Source organism: Nocardioides sp. SYSU D00038 (assembly GCF_016924665.1).
Taxonomy (GTDB): domain Bacteria; phylum Actinomycetota; class Actinomycetes; order Propionibacteriales; family Nocardioidaceae; genus Nocardioides.
This window is the reverse complement of record NZ_JAFFJT010000009.1, coordinates 57,314-75,046: the sequence shown is the minus strand read 5'-3', so window position 1 is coordinate 75,046 and position 17,733 is coordinate 57,314. Positions and strand designations below refer to the sequence as shown.

Below are 17,733 nucleotides of genomic sequence, written 5' to 3'. Positions count from 1 at the left end.
TGGCGTGGGCTGCGCGATCGACGACTTCCTCGCCCTCGTCGAGCAGCTCCCCGAGGTCGCCCGCACCGACCGCGACCGGTGGTGGAAGTTCACCGTCGCCGACCGCACCTTCGCCTACCTGTGGCCCGCCACCCGCACCGTCGGCCTCAAGCAGACCATCGCCGAGCAGCTCGCCCTCGTGGCCGAGCGACCGGACGTCTTCGAGGTCCAGTTCACCTCGGCCGGCTTTGGCTGGGTCGTCGTACGCCTCGACGGCGTCGAGCGCGACGAGCTGGCCGAGCTCGCCTTCGAGGCCTGGCGCCTCTCCGCCCCCGCACCCCTCGTCGCTGCCCGCGCCGACCGGCTCCCCACCTGACCCGCGCGCGCGTGTCGCCGGTGGTCGAGCAGCGACGAGCGCTAGCGAGGAGCGCCCGTCGAGACCCCCGCACCCGAACGCCCTCCGGTGGGAACGGGAGGGCCGTCGTCTCACCGGGTCTCGACGACGCTCGCTGGCGCTCGCTGCTCGACCAGCGCTACCCGCGCTGGTTGAGGTGCGAGCGGAGCGAGCCTTGAAACCCCTGCACCCGATCGCAGACCGTCCCCACCGGAGGGCTCTCGTCTCACCGGGTTTCGAGACAGGACTTCGTCCTTCCTCAACCAGCGGACCCACCGGTGGTTGAGGAAGTCGCGCTAGCGACTGTCTCGAAACCCCCGCCGGCCGAACGACTTCCGGTGGGAGGGCTCTCGTCTCACCGGGTTTCGAGACAGGACTTCGTCCTTCCTCAACCGGCGGAGGGCAGGCGGTCAACGAGGTGGCCGAAGACGACGTCGCGGTCGTCGGTGTGGAAGATCTCCGAGCAGGTGACGAGGGTGATCAGCTGGTCGGGGGCGTCGGCGGGGGGTTGGACGCCGCCGTCGGGGTGGGTGGGGCGGGGGGCGAGCACCCAGTCGGCGGTGAACGGCACCACCAGGGCGCCGCCGTCGGTGTCGAGCCGGTAGACCCAGGTCGCCTCCCGGGTCGCGACGTGCACCTCGTCGCCCGCGCGCAGGTCGCGGAGCCGGGCGAACGGCTCGCCGTGGGTGACCCGGTGGCCGGCGACGACGTAGTTGCCCGGCTGCCCGGCGGCGGCGGTTCCGGACAGGTGGCCGACCCCGGAGGCGAGCACCTCGTCGGAGTCGCCCTCCAGCACCGGCACCGCGAAGTCGGCGCCGAACCGCGGCACCCGCAGCACCGCGGTCGCCGTCCCGTGCTCGGTCTCGACGGCGTCGCGGCCGTCACCCCAGCCGCGCTCCAGCTCGGCGGTCAGGTCGGCGTGCCGGCGCTCGGCGACCCAGGTGGTGCCCCACAGCTGCCAGCCCAGCCAGCCGCCCAGGCCGAGCCCGGCGACCAGCAGCGCGACGCCAGCCACGACGAGCAGCCGACCCCGCCGCCCGCTCGCCCTCACCCGCCCACCATCGCACGGGCGCGGAACGTCCCGGGCGATCCGGGTCATCCGCCACTGGTGATCGGGACACGCCGGCACGGAGCCTCGGGACATGAACTCCCGATCTCCCTTCCGCGCCGCCCTGCTCGTGGGCCTGACCGCGGTGCTCGCCGTTCCCGCCCTCCACGGCGGCGCCGACGCCGCGCCCGCCAAGAAGGCGGCCAAGCTGACGATCACGTCGGCCACCGCGTCCCCCGGCACCGTCAAGCCCGGTCAGAAGCTGACCGTCAAGGTCACCGTCGCCAACAAGGGCAAGGCGACCTCCAAGCCCACCAAGGTCAAGCTCTACCTCTCCGCCGACAAGAAGGCCGGCAACGACAAGGCGCTGCCCGGCTCGGCCAAGGTCAAGGCCCTCAAGAAGGGCAAGAAGGCCAAGGTCACGGTCCGTACGACGGTCGCGGCGATGCGTGCTGCGTCGTCGATGAGCGTGCTCGCGTGCGTGGGCAAGCCGAGTGCCAAGACCTGCAAGGCCACCAACACCAAGGTCGCCGGGGCCTCCACCTACAAGGCCGACCTGACCGGCACCCTCACCTTCACCGACAAGGGTGCCGAGACCGGCGGCAACAAGGTCTGGGACCGGACGGCGACCGCCACCATCAAGATGAGCATCGGCGGAGCCGACCCGCTCAACGAGGTCTTCACCTCCCACAACAGCACCTACACCTACACCGGCACCGAGAACGACAACGACGGCCCGTGGGGCCCGAACGACTGCCAGACCTTCTGGGACCGCGAGGAGACCGGCGGCGGCACCCTGAAGTACACGGGCGACACGTTCAAGGACGACATCTACGGCTGGTTCACCCACACCAGCCTGAACCGGATCCGGCTCTCGGTGTGGCTGCGCCACGGCTACACGCTGGTCACCACCCGCACCGGCGACGACTCCTGCTCGCCCGGCCAGACGACCACCACCGGCAACGGGACCGAGGTCGTCTCGATGGAGCTCACCCAGGTCCCGGGCACCAACAGGTTCAAGGTGACCAAGTGGGAGGCCGACATGGGCACCGCCTCGGACTACGAGAAGATCGACGGTCAGCTCACCCTGGCTCGCCGGTGACGCACGCATGAACGACGCCAGCCGGACCCCGGCTGGCAGGTCGCCGCTCGCACGGACCACGATGTCCTCCGTGCGAGCGGCGATCGTCGTCGGTACGGCCGGGGCCGCCGTGACCGGTCTGCTCTGGTGGGGCTCCGCCGACCTCACCGCCGGCGATCCGGACCACCGCGCCGCCCGCTTCGTCCCGCGCGACGGCACCCACGCCGTCGTCGTCACCGACGACGGTCAGGTGACCAGCGAGGAGCACGCCCGCCTCAACGGGCTGGAGTCGCTGCTGAGCACGCCCACCGTCGTGTCCGTCGCCGTGTCCGAGGCCGTGGGCGAGGCCTCTGCGTCGATGCGGATCTGGCGCCAGACCACCACCTGGTACGACCACGAGGCCGCGGGCGGCCCCGAGCAGGGCACCTCGATCCTGGCCGTCGACGATCGCGGGGTGCTGGGCCTGGCGTCGTACGGCTCGTTCACGCTGACCTACGACCCGCCGTTCGTGGAGCTTCCGGCCGACGTGCACCCGGGCTCGGAGTGGAGCGGCGAGGGAACAGCGGGCAGCGGCATCGACTACCGCTACGAGCTGGCCGCCGGCGACTCCGACGCCGGCGACGACTGCCTGAACGTCACGGGCGAGCTGGCGCTGAGCCGCGACGGCGAGGAGTTCTTCACCAACGACGTCGACGAGGACTGGTGCGAGGGCCGCGGGATCGTCTCCGCCGAGGCGGGTGAGGTGCCCGGGCTCGACCTCGACACCGAGCCGCTGCGACCCGAGCCGACCGTCGCCGAGGCGGCGGACTGGTCGACCGGCCGGCTGCCGCTGCGCATCGCCGAGCGGGTCGGCGCGCCGTTCGCCACCGACAGCCTGTTCGCGACCGAGGGGCCGCCCGTGCCGGGACCGGACGGGGGGCTCGTGCTCGCCTCGAGCACCACCCGCGACCTGGCCGCCTTCGTCCGCCGCGACGACGCGCTCGTGCGACAAGCCGTGGGCCACCCGGGCGGCGAGCCGACCGCGCTGGGCGCCGCCGGTGACGTCGCCGTCGTGGGCACCACGACCAAGCGGGCCGTGGCCTATGGCTCGCTGGGCGAGCGGCTCTGGACGGTCGAGCTGCCCGACGTGCTGCTCACCGCCCCCTTCGGCGCCGACGACGAGCACCTGGTGCTCGCCACCGCGTCGGGCGACGTGGTCGTGGTCGACCCGGCCACCGGAGAGGAGCGCTGGGACGACACCGTCGCCGACCAGGTGACCGCGCGCCCGGCGTACGACGACGGCCTGCTCGTCGTCGTCGACGTGGCCGGCACCGTCAAGGCCTGGGACCTGGCCGCCGGCGAGGTGAGGTGGGAGTCGGAGGTGCCCGGTGCGGTCGCCGTGGCCGTGGTCGGCGACCGGGTGGTCGTGCACGGGCTCGGCACCGTGCAGGCCCTCGACGCCGGCAGCGGCGACCGGCTGTGGAGCACCGCCGTCGACGGCGCGGCGCCGCAGGGGCTCGGTGCCATCGGCGACACCGTCGTGGTCGACACCGGCGAGGACACCCTGGCCCTCGCCGTCGGCGACGGCGCCGAGCGCTGGCGTCGCCCCAGTGCCGACCAGACCCTGGTCCTGGGCGAGCTGGTCGTGCAGGCGCGCGGCCACCGGGTGGTCGCCCTCGACGCCGACGCCGAGCAGGTCGGCTCGTGGCCGATCGACGACGACCTCTCCGCGCCCGTCAGCCTGGTGGCCACCGAGACGGGCGTGTGGGCCACCGACGTCAGCTCCCGCGTGGTGGAGGTGGGTCCGTGACCTCGATCGACCCGACCACCTCACCCGGCCTCGGTCGGCGCCTCCTCGACGCCCCGGCGGCGGTCGCCACCGGCGCCCGCACGCTGCTCGTCGAGATCTTCGTCGAGCCGGTGCGCGACGGCAGGCTGCGCACCGAGGGCTGGCCTCGCGGACTTCGCCCCGTCGTGCTGCTCGCCCTGCTGGGCTTCGTGGCGGCGGGGGCGCTCGTCGTGCTGGCACCGCTGCTGCGCGAGCGGGTCTCGCTGACCCTCGCCACCGGCGGGCAGCTGGTCTACCCCGACCCGGTGCTGCCGGTCTTCCTGCTGCTCGTCGTGCTGACCCTCTCGCTGCTGCACACCGCGAGCCTGCACCTCGCGCCGTGGCTGCGGGTGCTCGTGCTGGTCGTGGTGGTGATCAGCATCGTGGCGGTGGTCCCGGTCGGGGTGTCCGACGCCCTCGCCGCCCACGTGGTGACCTGGGTCGCCGGCGGCGCGCTGGTGGCGCTGACGGCGGCCCGGTGGGGACGGCCGTTCCGCTGGTGGGAGTTCGTCGTCTCGTTCACGACCATCGGCGTCGCGGTCGGCCTCGGGCTGCGGCTGCTCGGCGCCGAGACCCAGGCGCTGGGCTTCGACGCCAGCACCATCGCGACCATCCAGCTGCTGGGCTCGGTCGCCGTCCTCGCCGTCCCGTTCACCTTCGTCGGTGGCGTGGCCTTCGCCCAGCTGGCGATGGTGATGGCCCGGCGCGTCGGCGACGCCGTCGACCAGCGGGTGCGGGGACGGCTGCCCGTGGGCGTCGTCGTGCTCGTCGTCGCGGCGGTCGACCTGGTGCTGGTGTGGCGACACCTGCGCGAGCCGACGTCGTCGGGCTGGAGCCAGGCCACCGAGCTCGCCGGTGCCGGCGTGCTGCTGGTGGTGGCCGCGCTGGTCGGCTGGTGGATCCTGACGCCGTCGGTGGGCGCACCCGACCTCGACGGGCTCGAGGGCGCGGTGTCGCGGCTCGGCCTGCCGGTGGCCGTGGCGCTCACCTTCGTGGCCGTGCTCGGCACCTACCTCGGCAGCCTCGACCTGGTGCTCTCGCGCTGGGGGCTCACCGACTCGCTCCCGCTCTCGAGCATGGGCGAGTTCCTGGTCGAGTCGGCCACGCTGACCACCAGCCGGGTGCTGGCCGCGGTCGGGCTGCTGGTCTGGGCGGCCCGGCAGCGGCGACGCCAACCCCTGCTCGCGGTGCTCGCCGCGACGCTCGCGGTCACGGTGCTGGTGGTGTTCACCCGCCGGGTCACGCAGGGCCTGGTGGTGCTGCCGGTGCGCCCCGAGGCGCTGACCACGGTCACGGTCGCCGCCGTCGTGGCGCTGCTCGTCGGCCTGGGCGCGACCGGTCGCCTGACGCGGCGCCGCCTGGTCGACCTCGGCCTGGTGCTCGGCATCGCGCTGGCCTTCGCCGTGCGCACGGAGTTCGACGCGCCGTTCGTGGCGCTGCTCGGGCTGGGCGGAGCGGCCGCCGTGTTCGTCGGCCTGGTGTGGGCGACGCTCACCGACGCCGACGACGCCAACGAGGACTCCCAGCGCTACCCGCGCCCGGCCCGGGTGCTGCTGTTCTCGGCCAACGCCCTGCTGGCGATGACCGCGCTGGCCTGGACGGCCGTCACCCGGTCGACGCGCGACAACGTCGACGTCAGCGCCTACGCCACCCTCGGCGACGACCTGCTCGGCACCGCGCTGATGCTCACGGCGTACGTCGTGCTGGTGCGCGGCCTGTTCGTCAGCCCGGCGCCAGCTCCGAGCCCAGCGCCGAGCCCGGTGTCGAGCCCAGCGCCGAGCCCACCTCCCGCGCCGCCCGCCTGAGCCGCGCCTCGGCGCGGGTCGCGGTGTCCTCGTGGGCGGTGACGACCATGACCGCCGCGGGAAGGTCCCAGCCGGGGAGCGGGCAGGCGACGCCGATGGCGCCGGGGTTGAGCTCGGCGCGGGTGGTGACCACGCCCGCCGCGCGGACGCCGGCGACCCGGTCGGGCTCGCCGGGGCGCGGCGGGTGCGACGCCAGCGCGGCCAGCCCGCCCGCGCCGCGGTCGAGCGGGTCGCGGTTGCCCAGCCGGTAGGACCAGCGCGGGCCGTCGGTCGGGGGCTCGGCGACCAGGGTCGTGACGGCGGCGCCGTCGGCGACCTCGACCAGGCTCACGGTCGCGTCGAGCTCGACCGCGAGCCGGTGGAGCACCGGCTCGGCGACGTCGCGCAGCCGGGGCCGGGCGGAGTCGGCGAGCGCCCGGGCGGCGGGGCCGACGGCGTAGCGACCCGCGTCGTCGCGGACCGCGAATCCCGTGCGCTGCAAGGAGACCAGCAGCCGGTGGGTGATCGAGCGGTGCAGTCCGAGCGCGGCCGCCGCCTCGCTGGTCGTCAGCCCCGCCGGGTGCTGGGCGAGCTCCTGGAGCACCGCCAAGCCGCGCTCGAGGGTCTGCGAGCCGTCGCTCACGGCAGCGCCGGGAGGATCGTGCCCCGCACCTCGCCGAGCGCGATCCGGCCGAAGGCGCCGGGGGCGGAGTAGCGCAGCACCACCTCGTCGCCGTCCTCGAGGAAGGTCCGCTCGCGACCGCCGGCCGTGAACGGCTCGCGACCGCCCCAGCTGAGCTCGAGCAGCGAGCCGCGCTGGTCGCGCTCCGGGCCGCTGACCGTGCCGGAGGCGAAGAGGTCGCCGGGCCGCAGCGAGGCGCCGTTGACGGTGAGGTGGGCGAGCATCTGTGCCGGCGACCAGTACATGAGGCGGTACGGCGGCCGGCTCACCACCTCGCCCGCCAGCTCCACCTCGATCTCGACGTCGAGCCCCCAGTCGGCCGACTCGGTGAGGTAGGGCAGCACCGCGGGGTCCTGACCGGGCAGCGGCACCCGCGCGGGCTCGAGCGCGGCGAGCGGGGTGACCCAGCCGGCGACGGTGGTGGCGAACGACTTGCCGAGGTGGGGGCCGAGCGGCACGTACTCCCAGGCCTGCACGTCGCGCGCCGACCAGTCGTTGACGCCGACGACCCCGAAGACGTGGTCGGCGAAGCCGCTCGTCGGCACCCGCTCGCCCAGCGGCACGCCGCGCCCCACCACGAAGCCGAGCTCGGCCTCGATGTCGAGCCGCGCCGAGGGCCCGTACGACGGCAGCGGCTCGTCGGGCGCCTTGCGCTGCCCGCAGGGGCGACGCACCGGCGTGCCGGACACGACGACCGAGCCGGAGCGCCCGTGGTAGCCGACTGGCAGGTGCCGCCAGTTCGGGAGCAGCGCGTCGCCGTCGGGCCGGAAGATCCGGCCGACGTTGGTGGCGTGGTGCTCGCTGGCGTAGAAGTCGACGAAGTCGCCGACCGTGAACGGCAGGTGCAGCACCAGGTCGTCGACGGGCAGCAACACCACGTCGCGCGCCGCCTGCTCGTCGGTGAGCAGGTCGGTCAGCCAGCCGCGCACCCCCGCCCACGCCTCCGGCCCCGCCGCGAGAAGCGGGTCGAGGCCCGGTGCGGCGAGCAGGTCCGCCCACCGGGTGCCGGCGCCCGCGGCGGCGAGGTCGACGGCGTGGTCGCCGATCCGGGTGACCAGCCGCGGCGTCGCCGACCCGGGCCAGGTCGCGGCGGCGTAGGGCAGGTTGTCGACGTCGTGGGCGCTGCCGGTCGCGCCGGCCACCCAGCTGGTGGTGCTGGTCGAGGTGCCGGTTGACGAGCGGGTTGACATGGTCGGCAGGCTAGCCGACGATCATCGGAAAGCGAACGTCATGCGTCCGGTTATCGGTCAACCTGAGGAGGAGCCCGGTGCCCTACTACCGACGGCTCGGCTCGGTGCCGCGGCAGCGGCACACCCAGCACCGCGACGCCGATGGCCGGCTCCTGCTCGAGGAGCTGATGGGCGAGGAGGGGTTCTCGTCGGACTCCTCGCTGCTCTACCACCGCGGCGTGCCGTCGGCGATCGTCGCCAGCGAGGTCTGGGACCTCCCCGACCACGCGACCCTCGCCAACCACCCGCTGCTGCCGCGCCACCTGCGGCTGCACGACCTCTTCGACCCCGGCGCCGTCGCCGACGTCGACGCCATCACCGGCCGGCGGCTGGTGCTCGGCAACGCCGACGTGCGGATCTCCTACGTCGTCGCCGGCGCCCCCTCTCCCCTGTACCGCAACGCGATCGGCGACGAGTGCGTCTACGTCGAGGACGGCGACGGCGTGGTCGAGACCGTCCTCGGACCGCTGCCCTACCGCACCGGCGACTACGTCGTGGTGCCGCGCGCCACCACCCACCGGTGGCTGCCGTCGCGGGTCAGCCGGCTCTACCCCATCGAGGCCAACAGCCACGTCACCCCGCCGCGGCGCTACCTCTCCAAGCACGGGCAGCTGCTCGAGCACGCGCCGTACTGCGAGCGCGACCTGCACGGACCCGAGGAGCTGCTGCTGGCCGAGGGCGAGGACGTCGAGGTGCTGGTCAAGCACCGGGGCAGCGGGCCGGGCGGCGTGGTCGGCAGCCGGATGACCTACGCCACCCATCCCTTCGACGTCGTGGGCTGGGACGGCTGCCTCTACCCCTTCACCTTCAACGTCGAGGACTACATGCCCATCACCGGCAAGGTGCACCAGCCCCCGCCGGTGCACCAGGTCTTCGAGGGTCACAACTTCGTGGTCTGCAACTTCCTGCCCCGCAAGGTCGACTACCACCCGCTGGCGGTGCCGGTGCCCTACTTCCACTCCAACGTCGACAGCGACGAGGTGATGTTCTACGTCGGCGGCGACTACGAGGCGCGCAAGGGCACGGGCATCGGCATCGGCTCGGTCTCGCTCCACCCCGGCGGCTACGCCCACGGCCCGCAGCCCAGCGCGATCGAGGCGTCGTTCGGCGCCGAGGCGTTCGACGAGTCCGCGGTCATGGTCGACACCTTCCGCCCGCTCGAGCTCGGCGAGGCCGGGCGGGCGGTCGACGACGGCCGCTACGCGTGGACCTGGGCCGGCCGCCGGCTGGGCGGGTGACGCCTCAGCGCTCCCCCCGGACCGCCTCGACGACCTGCACGACCAGGTAGCCGGCGCCGGCCAGCGCCGCGAGCACCGCCGCCGCCAGCCCGAGCAGGAGCAGCGCGCTCACCAGCGCCGGCCCGCGCGAGACGTGCTCGCCGTCCTCCCCCAGGGCCTCGCGGATCCGGTACGTCGGCCGCACCTCCCGCGACCCCGGGACCCAGTCCTGCTGTGGCTCCCCCACGATGGCCCCCCGCCGCCGTCAGGTGGCCAGTGTGCGCCTCCCCGGGCGCCGGCACCATGGCCCGCGCGACCCAGGCCGAGGAGTCCGGCCGGGTCAGGCGAACCACCCGACGCCGGGCAGCGTGGCTCAGGAGGCGTCGGGGGCGCCCGGCGCCACCAGGTGCTCGATGCCGTCGAGCAGCCGCTGCAGGGCCCACTCGAACCCCTCGTCGTTGGTCTCCTCGGCAGGCGTCGAGCCGAGCGCGGTGGCCAGGTCGGGGTAGTCGTCGCGGTAGTCGTCGACGGCGAGGTGGAAGCCCTCGACGTAGGGCAGCGCCATGCTGCCGAACACGAGGTAGTCGATGGCCGCGGAGAGCCGCAGCGCCTCGGCGCTGGTGAGGCCGAGCTCGGTGAAGCCGCGCAGCTGTGCGTCGTACCAGGCGAGGCCGCTGTCGACGATCGGCTTGCGCGCGATCAGCAGCGCGACCTCCGGGTGGGCGGCGTAGGCCCGGCGGTAGGCCCGGACGTGGGCGGCCAGCGAGCCGCGCCAGTCGTCGGGGTCGAGCCCGACCCACTCGGCCTCCTCCTGGATGACGTCGTGCATCGCGTCGACCAGGTCCTCCTGGCTGGCGATGTGGTTGTAGAGCGAGGGGGACTTCACGCCCAGCTGCTCGGCCAGCTTGCGCAGCGAGAAGCCGGCGGTGCCCGCGGCGTCGTACATCTCCAGGGCCCGGCGGGCGATCAGGTCGCGGGAGAGCAGGTTGGTGGAGGGGCGGCCCATGACCCGAAACTAGCAGACCTAGTTTTAGGACGGGCCCGGGTGCGCCGACCCGGTCGGGGCGTGCACACGGCGCCAGCGGCCGGCGGCCAGCCAGGCGGCGACGGCGGCCAGCGGCACCGCCCCGACGAGCACCGCGTTGACGCCCGGCGCGGCCCCGGTGAGCAGGTCGAGGTGCACCACGAGCACCACGAGCGTGGCGACCAGCAGCAGCGAGGAGACCACCGCCGCGGCGACCCGCACCCGGCTGCCGCCCTCGCGGACCAGCCACCGGGCGGCGGCGGCGGCGACGAGGGCCTCGAGGGCCAGCACCCCCAGCACGCCCGGGGTGTTCACCCAGACCAGCAGGTGACGGTAGGGGTCGGCCCCCACCGCCGCCACCACGACCACGGCGCCCACCGCCAGGGCCGACTGCGCGGTGCCGGCGCGGGCCAGCGCACCGCGTGCGCCACGCCGTTCAGCGAGACGCCGGGGCAGCACGCCGTCGAGCGCGAGGGCGACGGTGTAGCGGTTGATCGCGTGGTGGAAGGCCAGCTGCGAGGCGAGCGCGCTGAGGGCGACGAGCACGACGAGAGCCGCCCGCGCGGCCGACCCGACGTGCTGCTCCATCGCGACCGCGAACAGGGCGGCACCGTGGCGCTCGGCCGCCGCCTCGCCGTCGCCGCCGAACGCCTGCGCCACCACCCAGACGGCCACGCAGTCGAAGAACGCCATGAAGCCCAGCGCGAGGTAGGTCGCGCGCGGGATGCTGCGCTCCGGTTGCCGGGCCTCGGCGCGGAAGAGCACCGAGGACTCGAAGCCCGTGAACGCCGCGAAGCAGATGCCGAGCACGGCGGCCGTCGACCCGCTCACCACCGCGCCGGGCTCGAACGCCGCGAACGACACCGAGTCGAGGTCGGCCAGCACCCCGGCCACCAGCACCGCCAGCACCCCCGTCTCCACCACGACCAGGACGACGAGCATCCGCGCGCCGAGGTCGAGGCCCAGCAGCCCGAGCAGGTGCACCCCGAGCACGCCTGCCAGTGCGAGCACCCACCACGGCGGTGCGCTCCCCGCCAGCTCCGCGACGGCGGGGCGGGCGAGCACGCCGAACAGGCCCCACACCCCGACCTGCAGGGCGTTGTAGGCGAGCAGCGCCGCCAGGGCGGTCGCCAGCCGGGCCCGCTCACCGTGCACCACGCCGACGTAGACGTGGAAGCCGCCGTTGACGGGCACCCGTGCGGCCATCCGGGTGAACGCGATCGCGAACAGCGCCAGCACCGCCCCGGCCACGAGGTAGCCGGCGGCCGCCGCCGGTCCGGCGACGGCCAGGGCCAGCGGGGCGACCCCGACCAGCACCATCAGCGGGGCCGCGGCCGAGACCACCACCGCGGTGATGCCGAGCGTGCCCACCGGCCGCTCGGAGCGGGCCGCGGTGGCCGGGGCGCCGAGGGGCTCGCGGCTCGGCTCGACCGTCGTCACGGGAGCAATCTAGGTGGTGCCGGGCCGGTGCCCGCCGGAGCAGCGCCCGACGGGTGCTGCGACAATAGGTGTCAGGCCAACGACGCCCACGAGGACCGACATGTCTGAGCCCGCACCCGGGACGCCCGCCCGCCGGGGCACCACCCCCAGGACCGCCGAGCAGGCCACCCGCGACCTGCGCAGGGTGCAGCAGTGGGTCCTGTCCAGCCTCGCGGTCACGACGATCCTCCACCTCTCCGCCGGGCTGGTACTCGCCGCGATGTTCCTGCCCCGGCCGACGCTGTCGTCGCAGATCGGGCTGAACGTGATCGCCGGCGCGTTCGGTGCCGTGGCGGTGGCGGCCGGACTGGCGATCCACCGGCGCAGCGTGTTCTCCCCCTGGCTGCTGCTCGGCCTGGTACCGACCGCGATCGGGCTCTGGCTCACCCTGCGCTGACGTGCGCGACCCTGGGCGACCTCAGGCGCCGGGCAGGGTCAGCTCGAGCACCGTCCCGCGACCGGCCGGGTTGTCGTAGGCGCGGATGGTGCCGCCGTGCCGCTCCACGATCCGGCGGCAGATCGCCAGGCCCAGCCCGGTGCCGTGGAACCGGCCGCCGTGCGCGCGGTGGAACTCCTCGAACACCTTCTCGTGCTGCCCGGCCGGGAGCCCCACGCCGTTGTCGGCGACGCGCACCGCGACCAGCCCACCGGCGACCGGCTCGGCCGAGACCCGGACGTCGGGGGTGACCCCGTCGTCGACGTACTTCACGGAGTTGGCGAGCAGGTTGGCGATCAGCTGCCGCGCCAGCACCCGGTCGGCCCGCAGCGGTGGCAGCTCGCCCACCGTGACCGACGACGACACGTCGAGGTCGGCGGCCACCTCGCCGACCAGGGCGGCCAGGTCGAGCGGGGCCAGGTGGAGCGCCCGGTCGCCGCTGGCGGCGTGGGCGAGCAGGTCGTCGACCAGGGCCCGCATCCGGCGCGAGGCGCGGCGGATCCGGCCGCCGTGGCCGAGCACCGCCCGGCTGTCGCCGCCCGCGAGGTCCTGCTCGAGCAGCTCGGTCATCGCCTCGATGGTGGTGAGGGGGGTGCGCAGGTCGTGGGCGGCGGTGGCGGCGAACGCCGCGAGCTCGGCGCGCTGGCGCTGCTCGGCGGTGGTGTCGCGCATGACCAGCAGCGCCCGCTTGACGCCGTCGGGTGCCGCCGGCAGCGGCGAGGCGGTGACGTCGAGGAAGCGCGAGCCCGGCAGCGCCGCCCAGCGCACGCCCTCGTCGACGGGCGGGGCCCACTCCAGCGCCGAGAGCCGCACCCGCTCGCCGGCGAACGCCCGGGACAGCGGCCACTCCTCCGGTGCGAGCTCGCGGCCGTCGACCAGGAAGCGGCCGAACCCGCTCCAGTCGGTGACCGGTCGCAGTGGCGCGCCGTGGAGCGACACCATCCCGGCCGCGCCGGCGTTGCGGAAGAGCACCTGGCCGCGCTCGTCGACGACCACGATCCCCTCGTCGATGTGGCCGACGATCGCGCTCAGCACCTCGGCCTGGTAGGTCGCGTCGGTCTCGCTGCGGCGCAGCTCGTGACCCAGCAGCCGCGACTCGTCGCGGCCGACCGCCAGCGCCAGACCGGTGAGCACGCAGCTGGCGATCAGGGTCTGGGTCAGCACGGCGGCGACCTGGGGCGTGCTGACCGCCGCGAACGGCCCCACCCCGGCGTGGGTCAGCACGACGACGCCCGCGGCCACGGCGAGCGAGTGGGCCAGCGAGACGACCGTGGGCAGCCGCAGACCCACCCAGACGGTGACGACGAGCAGCGGGAAGGCCAGCGGCAGCCCGTCGAAGGCGAAGGCCAGCCCGTAGGCGCCCACGGTCGCGGCAACCACCAGCAGCGACTCGGCCAGCCGTGGCTGCAGCCAGGTCCACGTCACCGGTGGGCGGGCGGGGTGGTCGCGCCAGGCCAGCAGCGTCATCGCCAGCGGCACGAGCAGCTCGATGCCGCACATGTTGCGGCCGAACCACAGCAGCCCGGTGATCCAGCCCGGCGGTTCCGCCGCCACGGCCAGCAGGGCGGCGCCGGCCAGGCAGCCGGCGAGCACGCCGACGGTCAGCGCGGCGAGGAACCAGCCCAGCGTGCGCAGCGCCGTGAACGCCGTGCGGCCGTCGGCGACCTCCGGCACCCACGAGCGCAGCAGCGCGCAGACCACGAGGTTCTGCACCACGTGCGCGACGGTGTACGCGACGGCCGACGACAGCGGCTCGCCCGACGAGGTGGTCGCCAGCAGCGACGCCAGGGCCAGCGCGGAGACGTCGGGGCTGCGCCAGTCGACGTCGTTCCAGAGGAACCAGAGCACCGCCCAGCCCGAGGCGATCCCCACCAGCGCGAAGCTGGTGCCGTCGAGCACCGTGGCCCGGCCCGCGAGCAGCAGCAGGCAGTAGACCGCCGCGCCCACGGTGGTGCGCGCCGCGCGGAAGCGTGGTGCCGGCCGGTGCGTGGCGGGGGGTCGCACGGCGGTCTGCCCTCGGCTCACCACGTCTCCGGCGCGGCCGGGAGCGCACGGGGCTCCCGGCACACCCATCCGGGCAGGGCGGGACCGGCCGTGGCGACCACGGCCTGCTCGTCCCCTGCGGGCTCCACGACAGTGCTACCTCTCGTCCGGCCCTCCCGATCACGAAGACGGGTCTTGTGACCAGGCATGACGCGGCAGCGTCGGGGTGGCTGGACTGGTCTGGACGTCCGGCTGCGCGACGGGGTGCGGCACGGTGTGGGCGTGAAGCACGCGCGCTACGCCGTACTCCAGGTGCCGGTGCCCGAGCTGGAGGCGTTCGTCCTGCCCCGGCACCGGCACTACGACGCCGACTACGTCTCGACCGACCCGGCGTTCGTGCACGCCCACGTCACGGCCCTCGGCCCGCTGCCGGCCGAGTTCCTGGCCGACCACGGGGCCACGGTGGCCGCGATCGCCGCCGCGGTGCCGCCGTTCGACTACCGGCTCGACCGGGTGGTGGCCTTCCCCGACGGGCTGCTCCACCTGGCGCCCGAGCCCGACGACGGCTTCCGTGAGCTCACCGGGCGCCTGGTCGCGGCGTTCCCGCAGTGGCCGCCGTACGCCGGGGAGTACCTCGACACCGTGCCCCACCTGACCCTCGACCAGACCGCGCCGGGGGTGAGCACCGACTCCACGCAGGCGTTGCTGGGCGACCTGGTGCCGGTCACCTGCACCGCGGCGCGGCTCGACCTCGCCTGGTGGGAGCCCCGCCGCTGCCGGGTGCTGGCCTCCTGGCCGCTGGGCGGCGGCTGACGCAGGCTCGGGTCAGCCGACCGTGCGGCGGCCGCGCTGGGTGCTCGAGATCAGCACGCCGCCGACCGCCGCGGCGACGCCGCCGACGACCAGCGAGGTCCGGATGCCGACGGTCTCGACCATCAGGCCGCCCACCGCTGCCCCCACCGCGATCGCGAGCTGGAACATCATCACGACCAGACCGCTGGCCGACTCCAGGCGGTCGGGCTCGACCCGGGCGACCCAGGTCTGGGCCAGCGTCGGCACGCCGCCGAACGCCGCGCCCCACGCCGCGACCGCGACCAGCACGGCCGCGAACGAGTCCGACACCAGCGCGAACGACGTGGTGGCCACCCCCAGCAGCACCGGTGCGAGCAGCAGCACCGTGCCGAGACGGGCGTCGGCCAACGGACCGGCGACCAGGTTGCCGACGAAGGCGGCGACGCCGAAGACCACCAGCAGCGTGGCCAGGCCGGCGGAGCCGAGTCCGGGCACCAGCTCCGCGGCGGGCCGGATGTAGGTGAACGCCGAGAAGTGGCCACCCGCGATGAACGCGATCGCCAGCAGGCCGACCAGCACCACCCGCGACCGGCTGGTCTCCCACAGGGTGCGCAGCCCGGGCGCACCCGACGGCCGGAGCGGCGGCAGCCAGGCCAGCTGGAGCACCAGGGTCACCGCGGCCGCACCGGCCGCCAGCCAGAACACCGGCCGCCACCCCATCGCGTCACCGAGGAACGAGCCCAGCGGCACCGCCGCCACCGTGGCGAGGGAGACGCCGGCGTTGACGACGGTCATCGCGCGGCCCAGCCGCTCGGCCGGCACCAGCTGCGCCACCGCGGCCAGCGAGATCGACCAGAACCCGGCGATCGCGATGCCGAGCAGCAGCCGCGAGACCAGCAGCAGGGGGAACGACGGCGCCAGGGCCACGACGACGTTCGAGACCAGCGCCAGCCCGGTGAGCCCGGCGAGGAGCAACCGGCGGTCGAGGTTCGGCACCAGCGCGGCGAGCGTCGGCGCGGTGAGGAGGCCCATCACGGCGGTGGCGGTGACCGCCTGGCCGGCCAGGCCCTCGCTGATGCCAAGGTCGGCGGCGATCAGCGAGAGCACGCTGGCGGGCAGGAACTCGGCCGTGACGACCACGAAGCCGCCCAGCCCGAGCGCCGCGACCGCCAGCCAAACCGAGCGGGCCCGCTCGGCGGGCCTGCTGCCGGACGCCGTGGCGACGGTGGCCGCGTCGGCGGCCGTCTCGGGCGGGCAGTCGGGGGCGATGCTGTCGATGGCGGTCACGAGGGTGGCAACAGCCGCCGGGCCGGCGGTTGTTCCGTCCCGCGGTAGTGGATCGGTCAACTACCGCTGGCGATCGGGCTCGACGGGCGACCGGAGGGGCCCGGGTGCGCAAGGATGCGCGGGTGAGCACCCGGTCGGCCGTCGACGCCCTGGCGGGCTCGGTGCTGCGGCCGCTGTGGCTCGACACCCCCGACCGGCCGGCGCCACGCCCACCGCTGTCGGACGCCGATCCCCGCCACGTCGACCTCCTCGTGGTGGGTGGCGGCTTCACCGGCCTGTGGACCGCGCTGCGCGCGGTCGAGCGTGCTCCCGGCACCTCGGTGCTGCTGGTCGAGGCCGACCGGGTGGCCGAGCACGCGACCGGCCGCAACGGCGGGTTCTGCGAGGCGAGCATCACCCACGGCGAGGCCAACGGCCGCGGCCGCTGGCCCGACGAGTACGACGACCTGCACCGGCTGGGCGTCCGCAACCTCGACGAGATCGAGGCGACCGTCGCCCGCCTCGGCATCGAGTGCGGGTTCGCCCGCGGCGGGTCGCTGACCGTCGCCACCCGTCCGCACGAGGTGGCCGCGCTGCGGCCCGACGACGAGGGGTTCCTCGACGCGGCGGCCGTACGCCGCGTGGTCGACTCGCCGACCTACCTCGCCGGCCGCCTCGAGCGCGACACCACCGCCGTCCTCGACCCCGCCCGGCTGGCCTGGGGGTTGGCCGACGCCGCCGAGGCGCAGGGGGTGCGGATCGCCGAGGGCACCCGGGTGGAGCGGCTGCGCCGCTCCGGGCCGGTCGTGGTCGCGAGCACCGACCGGGGCGAGGTGCGCGCCGACCGGGTGGTGCTGGCGACCAACGCGTTCCCGGGCCCGCTGCGCCGCACCCGCTGGGCGACGGTGCCCGTCTACGACCACGTGCTCGCCACCGAGCCGCTCACGGATGACCAGCTGGCCGCGCTCGGCTGGGACCCGTCCCTCGGCGTCGCCGACTCCGGCAACCGGTTCCACTACTACCGGGTCACGCCCGACCGCCGGATCCTGTGGGGCGGCTACGACGCCGTCTACCACTTCGGCCGCTCCATCGACCCCGCCCACGAGGACCGCGCGGCGACGTACACCGCGCTGGCCGAGAACTTCGCCCGCACCTTCCCCCAGCTGGCCGGCACCCGCTTCACCCACCGCTGGGCCGGGGTGATCGACACCTCCACCCGGTTCTGCGCGCTCTTCGGCACCGCCCACCGCGGGCGCACCACGTGGGTCACCGGCTTCACCGGGCTGGGGGTCGGCGCCTCGCGGTTCGCGGCCGACACCGCGCTCGACCTCGTGCAGGGGCTCGACACCGAGCGCACCCGCCTGGGGATGGTGCGCAGCCGGCCGGTGCCGTTCCCGCCGGAGCCGCTGGCCTGGCTGGGCATCACGATCACCACGTGGTCCCTCGCCCGCGAGGACGCCACGGGTCGCCGCAACGCCTGGCTGCGGCTGCTCGACCGGCTCGGGCTGGGCTTCGACTCATGACTGGAGGAC

The 17,733-nt window shown here is 74.9% G+C and carries 16 protein-coding genes; 8 read left to right on the top strand and 8 right to left on the bottom strand.

The annotated features are described in order from the left end of the window. Positions 1-4 precede the first annotated feature (4 nt). On the top strand, positions 5-355 hold the full coding sequence (locus tag JT721_RS05065) for an MmcQ/YjbR family DNA-binding protein (RefSeq protein ID WP_205471835.1): 351 nt from the start codon (positions 5-7) through the stop codon (positions 353-355). 406 nt (positions 356-761) lie between these two features. Here the strand turns inward: JT721_RS05065 and JT721_RS05060 are convergent, their stop codons facing one another. Then, the gene (locus tag JT721_RS05060; RefSeq protein ID WP_307827893.1) at positions 762-1,424 is read right to left on the bottom strand and encodes a class E sortase; all 663 of its coding nucleotides are present in this window, start codon (positions 1,422-1,424) and stop codon (positions 762-764) included. 91 nt (positions 1,425-1,515) lie between these two features. On the opposite strand from JT721_RS05060, the gene JT721_RS05055 reads away from it, so the two are divergent. The 3 genes from JT721_RS05055 to JT721_RS05045 all read left to right on the top strand — a co-directional run bounded on the left by JT721_RS05055 (position 1,516) and on the right by JT721_RS05045 (position 6,114). Beyond that, the gene (locus tag JT721_RS05055; RefSeq protein WP_205471834.1) at positions 1,516-2,523 is read left to right on the top strand and encodes a CARDB domain-containing protein; all 1,008 of its coding nucleotides are present in this window, start codon (positions 1,516-1,518) and stop codon (positions 2,521-2,523) included. Between the two features lie 70 nt (positions 2,524-2,593). After that, positions 2,594-4,291 (top strand): PQQ-binding-like beta-propeller repeat protein, encoded by a 1,698-nt coding sequence (locus JT721_RS05050; RefSeq protein ID WP_205471833.1) that lies wholly within the window; start codon positions 2,594-2,596, stop codon positions 4,289-4,291. Continuing rightward, positions 4,288-6,114, top strand: a complete 1,827-nt coding sequence (locus JT721_RS05045; protein WP_205471832.1) for a hypothetical protein — start codon at positions 4,288-4,290, stop codon at positions 6,112-6,114. The genes JT721_RS05050 and JT721_RS05045 overlap by 4 nt, the downstream gene beginning before the upstream one ends. On the opposite strand, the gene JT721_RS05040 is transcribed toward JT721_RS05045, so the two are convergent. Both JT721_RS05040 and fahA read right to left on the bottom strand, forming a co-directional pair. Further along, positions 6,032-6,736 (bottom strand): IclR family transcriptional regulator, encoded by a 705-nt coding sequence (locus JT721_RS05040; RefSeq protein WP_205471831.1) that lies wholly within the window; start codon positions 6,734-6,736, stop codon positions 6,032-6,034. The genes JT721_RS05045 and JT721_RS05040 overlap by 83 nt on opposite strands. Beyond that, positions 6,733-7,965 carry a fumarylacetoacetase gene (gene fahA / locus JT721_RS05035; protein WP_205471830.1) on the bottom strand — a complete coding sequence of 411 codons (1,233 nt, stop codon included), beginning with the start codon at positions 7,963-7,965 and terminating at the stop codon, positions 6,733-6,735. The genes JT721_RS05040 and fahA overlap by 4 nt, the downstream gene beginning before the upstream one ends. 77 nt (positions 7,966-8,042) lie before the next feature. Between fahA and JT721_RS05030 the strand changes: the two genes are divergently transcribed. After that, on the top strand, positions 8,043-9,242 hold the full coding sequence (locus JT721_RS05030) for a homogentisate 1,2-dioxygenase (RefSeq protein ID WP_205471829.1): 1,200 nt from the start codon (positions 8,043-8,045) through the stop codon (positions 9,240-9,242). Between the two features lie 4 nt (positions 9,243-9,246). On the opposite strand, the gene JT721_RS05025 is transcribed toward JT721_RS05030, so the two are convergent. The 3 genes from JT721_RS05025 to JT721_RS05015 all read right to left on the bottom strand — a co-directional run bounded on the left by JT721_RS05025 (position 9,247) and on the right by JT721_RS05015 (position 11,685). Further along, entirely contained in the window at positions 9,247-9,468 is a 222-nt protein-coding gene (locus JT721_RS05025; protein ID WP_205471828.1) for a hypothetical protein, read from the bottom strand. Between the two features lie 126 nt (positions 9,469-9,594). Beyond that, on the bottom strand, positions 9,595-10,227 hold the full coding sequence (locus JT721_RS05020; protein WP_205471827.1) for a TetR/AcrR family transcriptional regulator C-terminal domain-containing protein: 633 nt from the start codon (positions 10,225-10,227) through the stop codon (positions 9,595-9,597). A gap of 24 nt (positions 10,228-10,251) precedes the next feature. Continuing rightward, positions 10,252-11,685: an APC family permease gene (locus tag JT721_RS05015; RefSeq protein ID WP_205471826.1), complete on the bottom strand. Its 1,434-nt coding sequence runs from the start codon at positions 11,683-11,685 to the stop codon at positions 10,252-10,254. Positions 11,686-11,785: 100 nt separating this feature from the next. Here JT721_RS05015 and JT721_RS05010 point away from each other — a divergent pair, with 100 nt between their 5' ends. Further along, positions 11,786-12,121, top strand: coding sequence for a hypothetical protein (locus JT721_RS05010; protein ID WP_205471825.1), 336 nt, complete (start codon positions 11,786-11,788; stop codon positions 12,119-12,121). 21 nt (positions 12,122-12,142) lie between these two features. Here JT721_RS05010 and JT721_RS05005 read toward each other — a convergent pair whose 3' ends face one another. Beyond that, positions 12,143-14,164 (bottom strand): ATP-binding protein, encoded by a 2,022-nt coding sequence (locus JT721_RS05005; RefSeq protein WP_205471824.1) that lies wholly within the window; start codon positions 14,162-14,164, stop codon positions 12,143-12,145. Between the two features lie 261 nt (positions 14,165-14,425). On the opposite strand from JT721_RS05005, the gene JT721_RS05000 reads away from it, so the two are divergent. Next, positions 14,426-14,956 carry a 2'-5' RNA ligase family protein gene (locus JT721_RS05000; protein WP_307827892.1) on the top strand — a complete coding sequence of 177 codons (531 nt, stop codon included), beginning with the start codon at positions 14,426-14,428 and terminating at the stop codon, positions 14,954-14,956. A 12-nt stretch (positions 14,957-14,968) separates the two neighbouring features. On the opposite strand, the gene JT721_RS04995 is transcribed toward JT721_RS05000, so the two are convergent. Next, positions 14,969-16,222, bottom strand: coding sequence for an MFS transporter (locus JT721_RS04995; protein ID WP_205471822.1), 1,254 nt, complete (start codon positions 16,220-16,222; stop codon positions 14,969-14,971). A 122-nt stretch (positions 16,223-16,344) separates the two neighbouring features. Between JT721_RS04995 and JT721_RS04990 the strand changes: the two genes are divergently transcribed. Then, positions 16,345-17,724: an FAD-binding oxidoreductase gene (locus JT721_RS04990; protein WP_205471821.1), complete on the top strand. Its 1,380-nt coding sequence runs from the start codon at positions 16,345-16,347 to the stop codon at positions 17,722-17,724. The last annotated feature ends 9 nt before the right edge of the window (positions 17,725-17,733 follow it).

Coding starts and splice junctions, on each gene's coding strand:
- JT721_RS05055 (WP_205471834.1), top strand. CDS start 1,516: ATGAACTCCCGATCTCCCTTCCGCGCCGCCCTGCTCGTGGGCCTGACC.
- fahA (WP_205471830.1), bottom strand. CDS start 7,965: ATGTCAACCCGCTCGTCAACCGGCACCTCGACCAGCACCACCAGCTGG.
- JT721_RS05020 (WP_205471827.1), bottom strand. CDS start 10,227: ATGGGCCGCCCCTCCACCAACCTGCTCTCCCGCGACCTGATCGCCCGC.
- JT721_RS05010 (WP_205471825.1), top strand. CDS start 11,786: ATGTCTGAGCCCGCACCCGGGACGCCCGCCCGCCGGGGCACCACCCCC.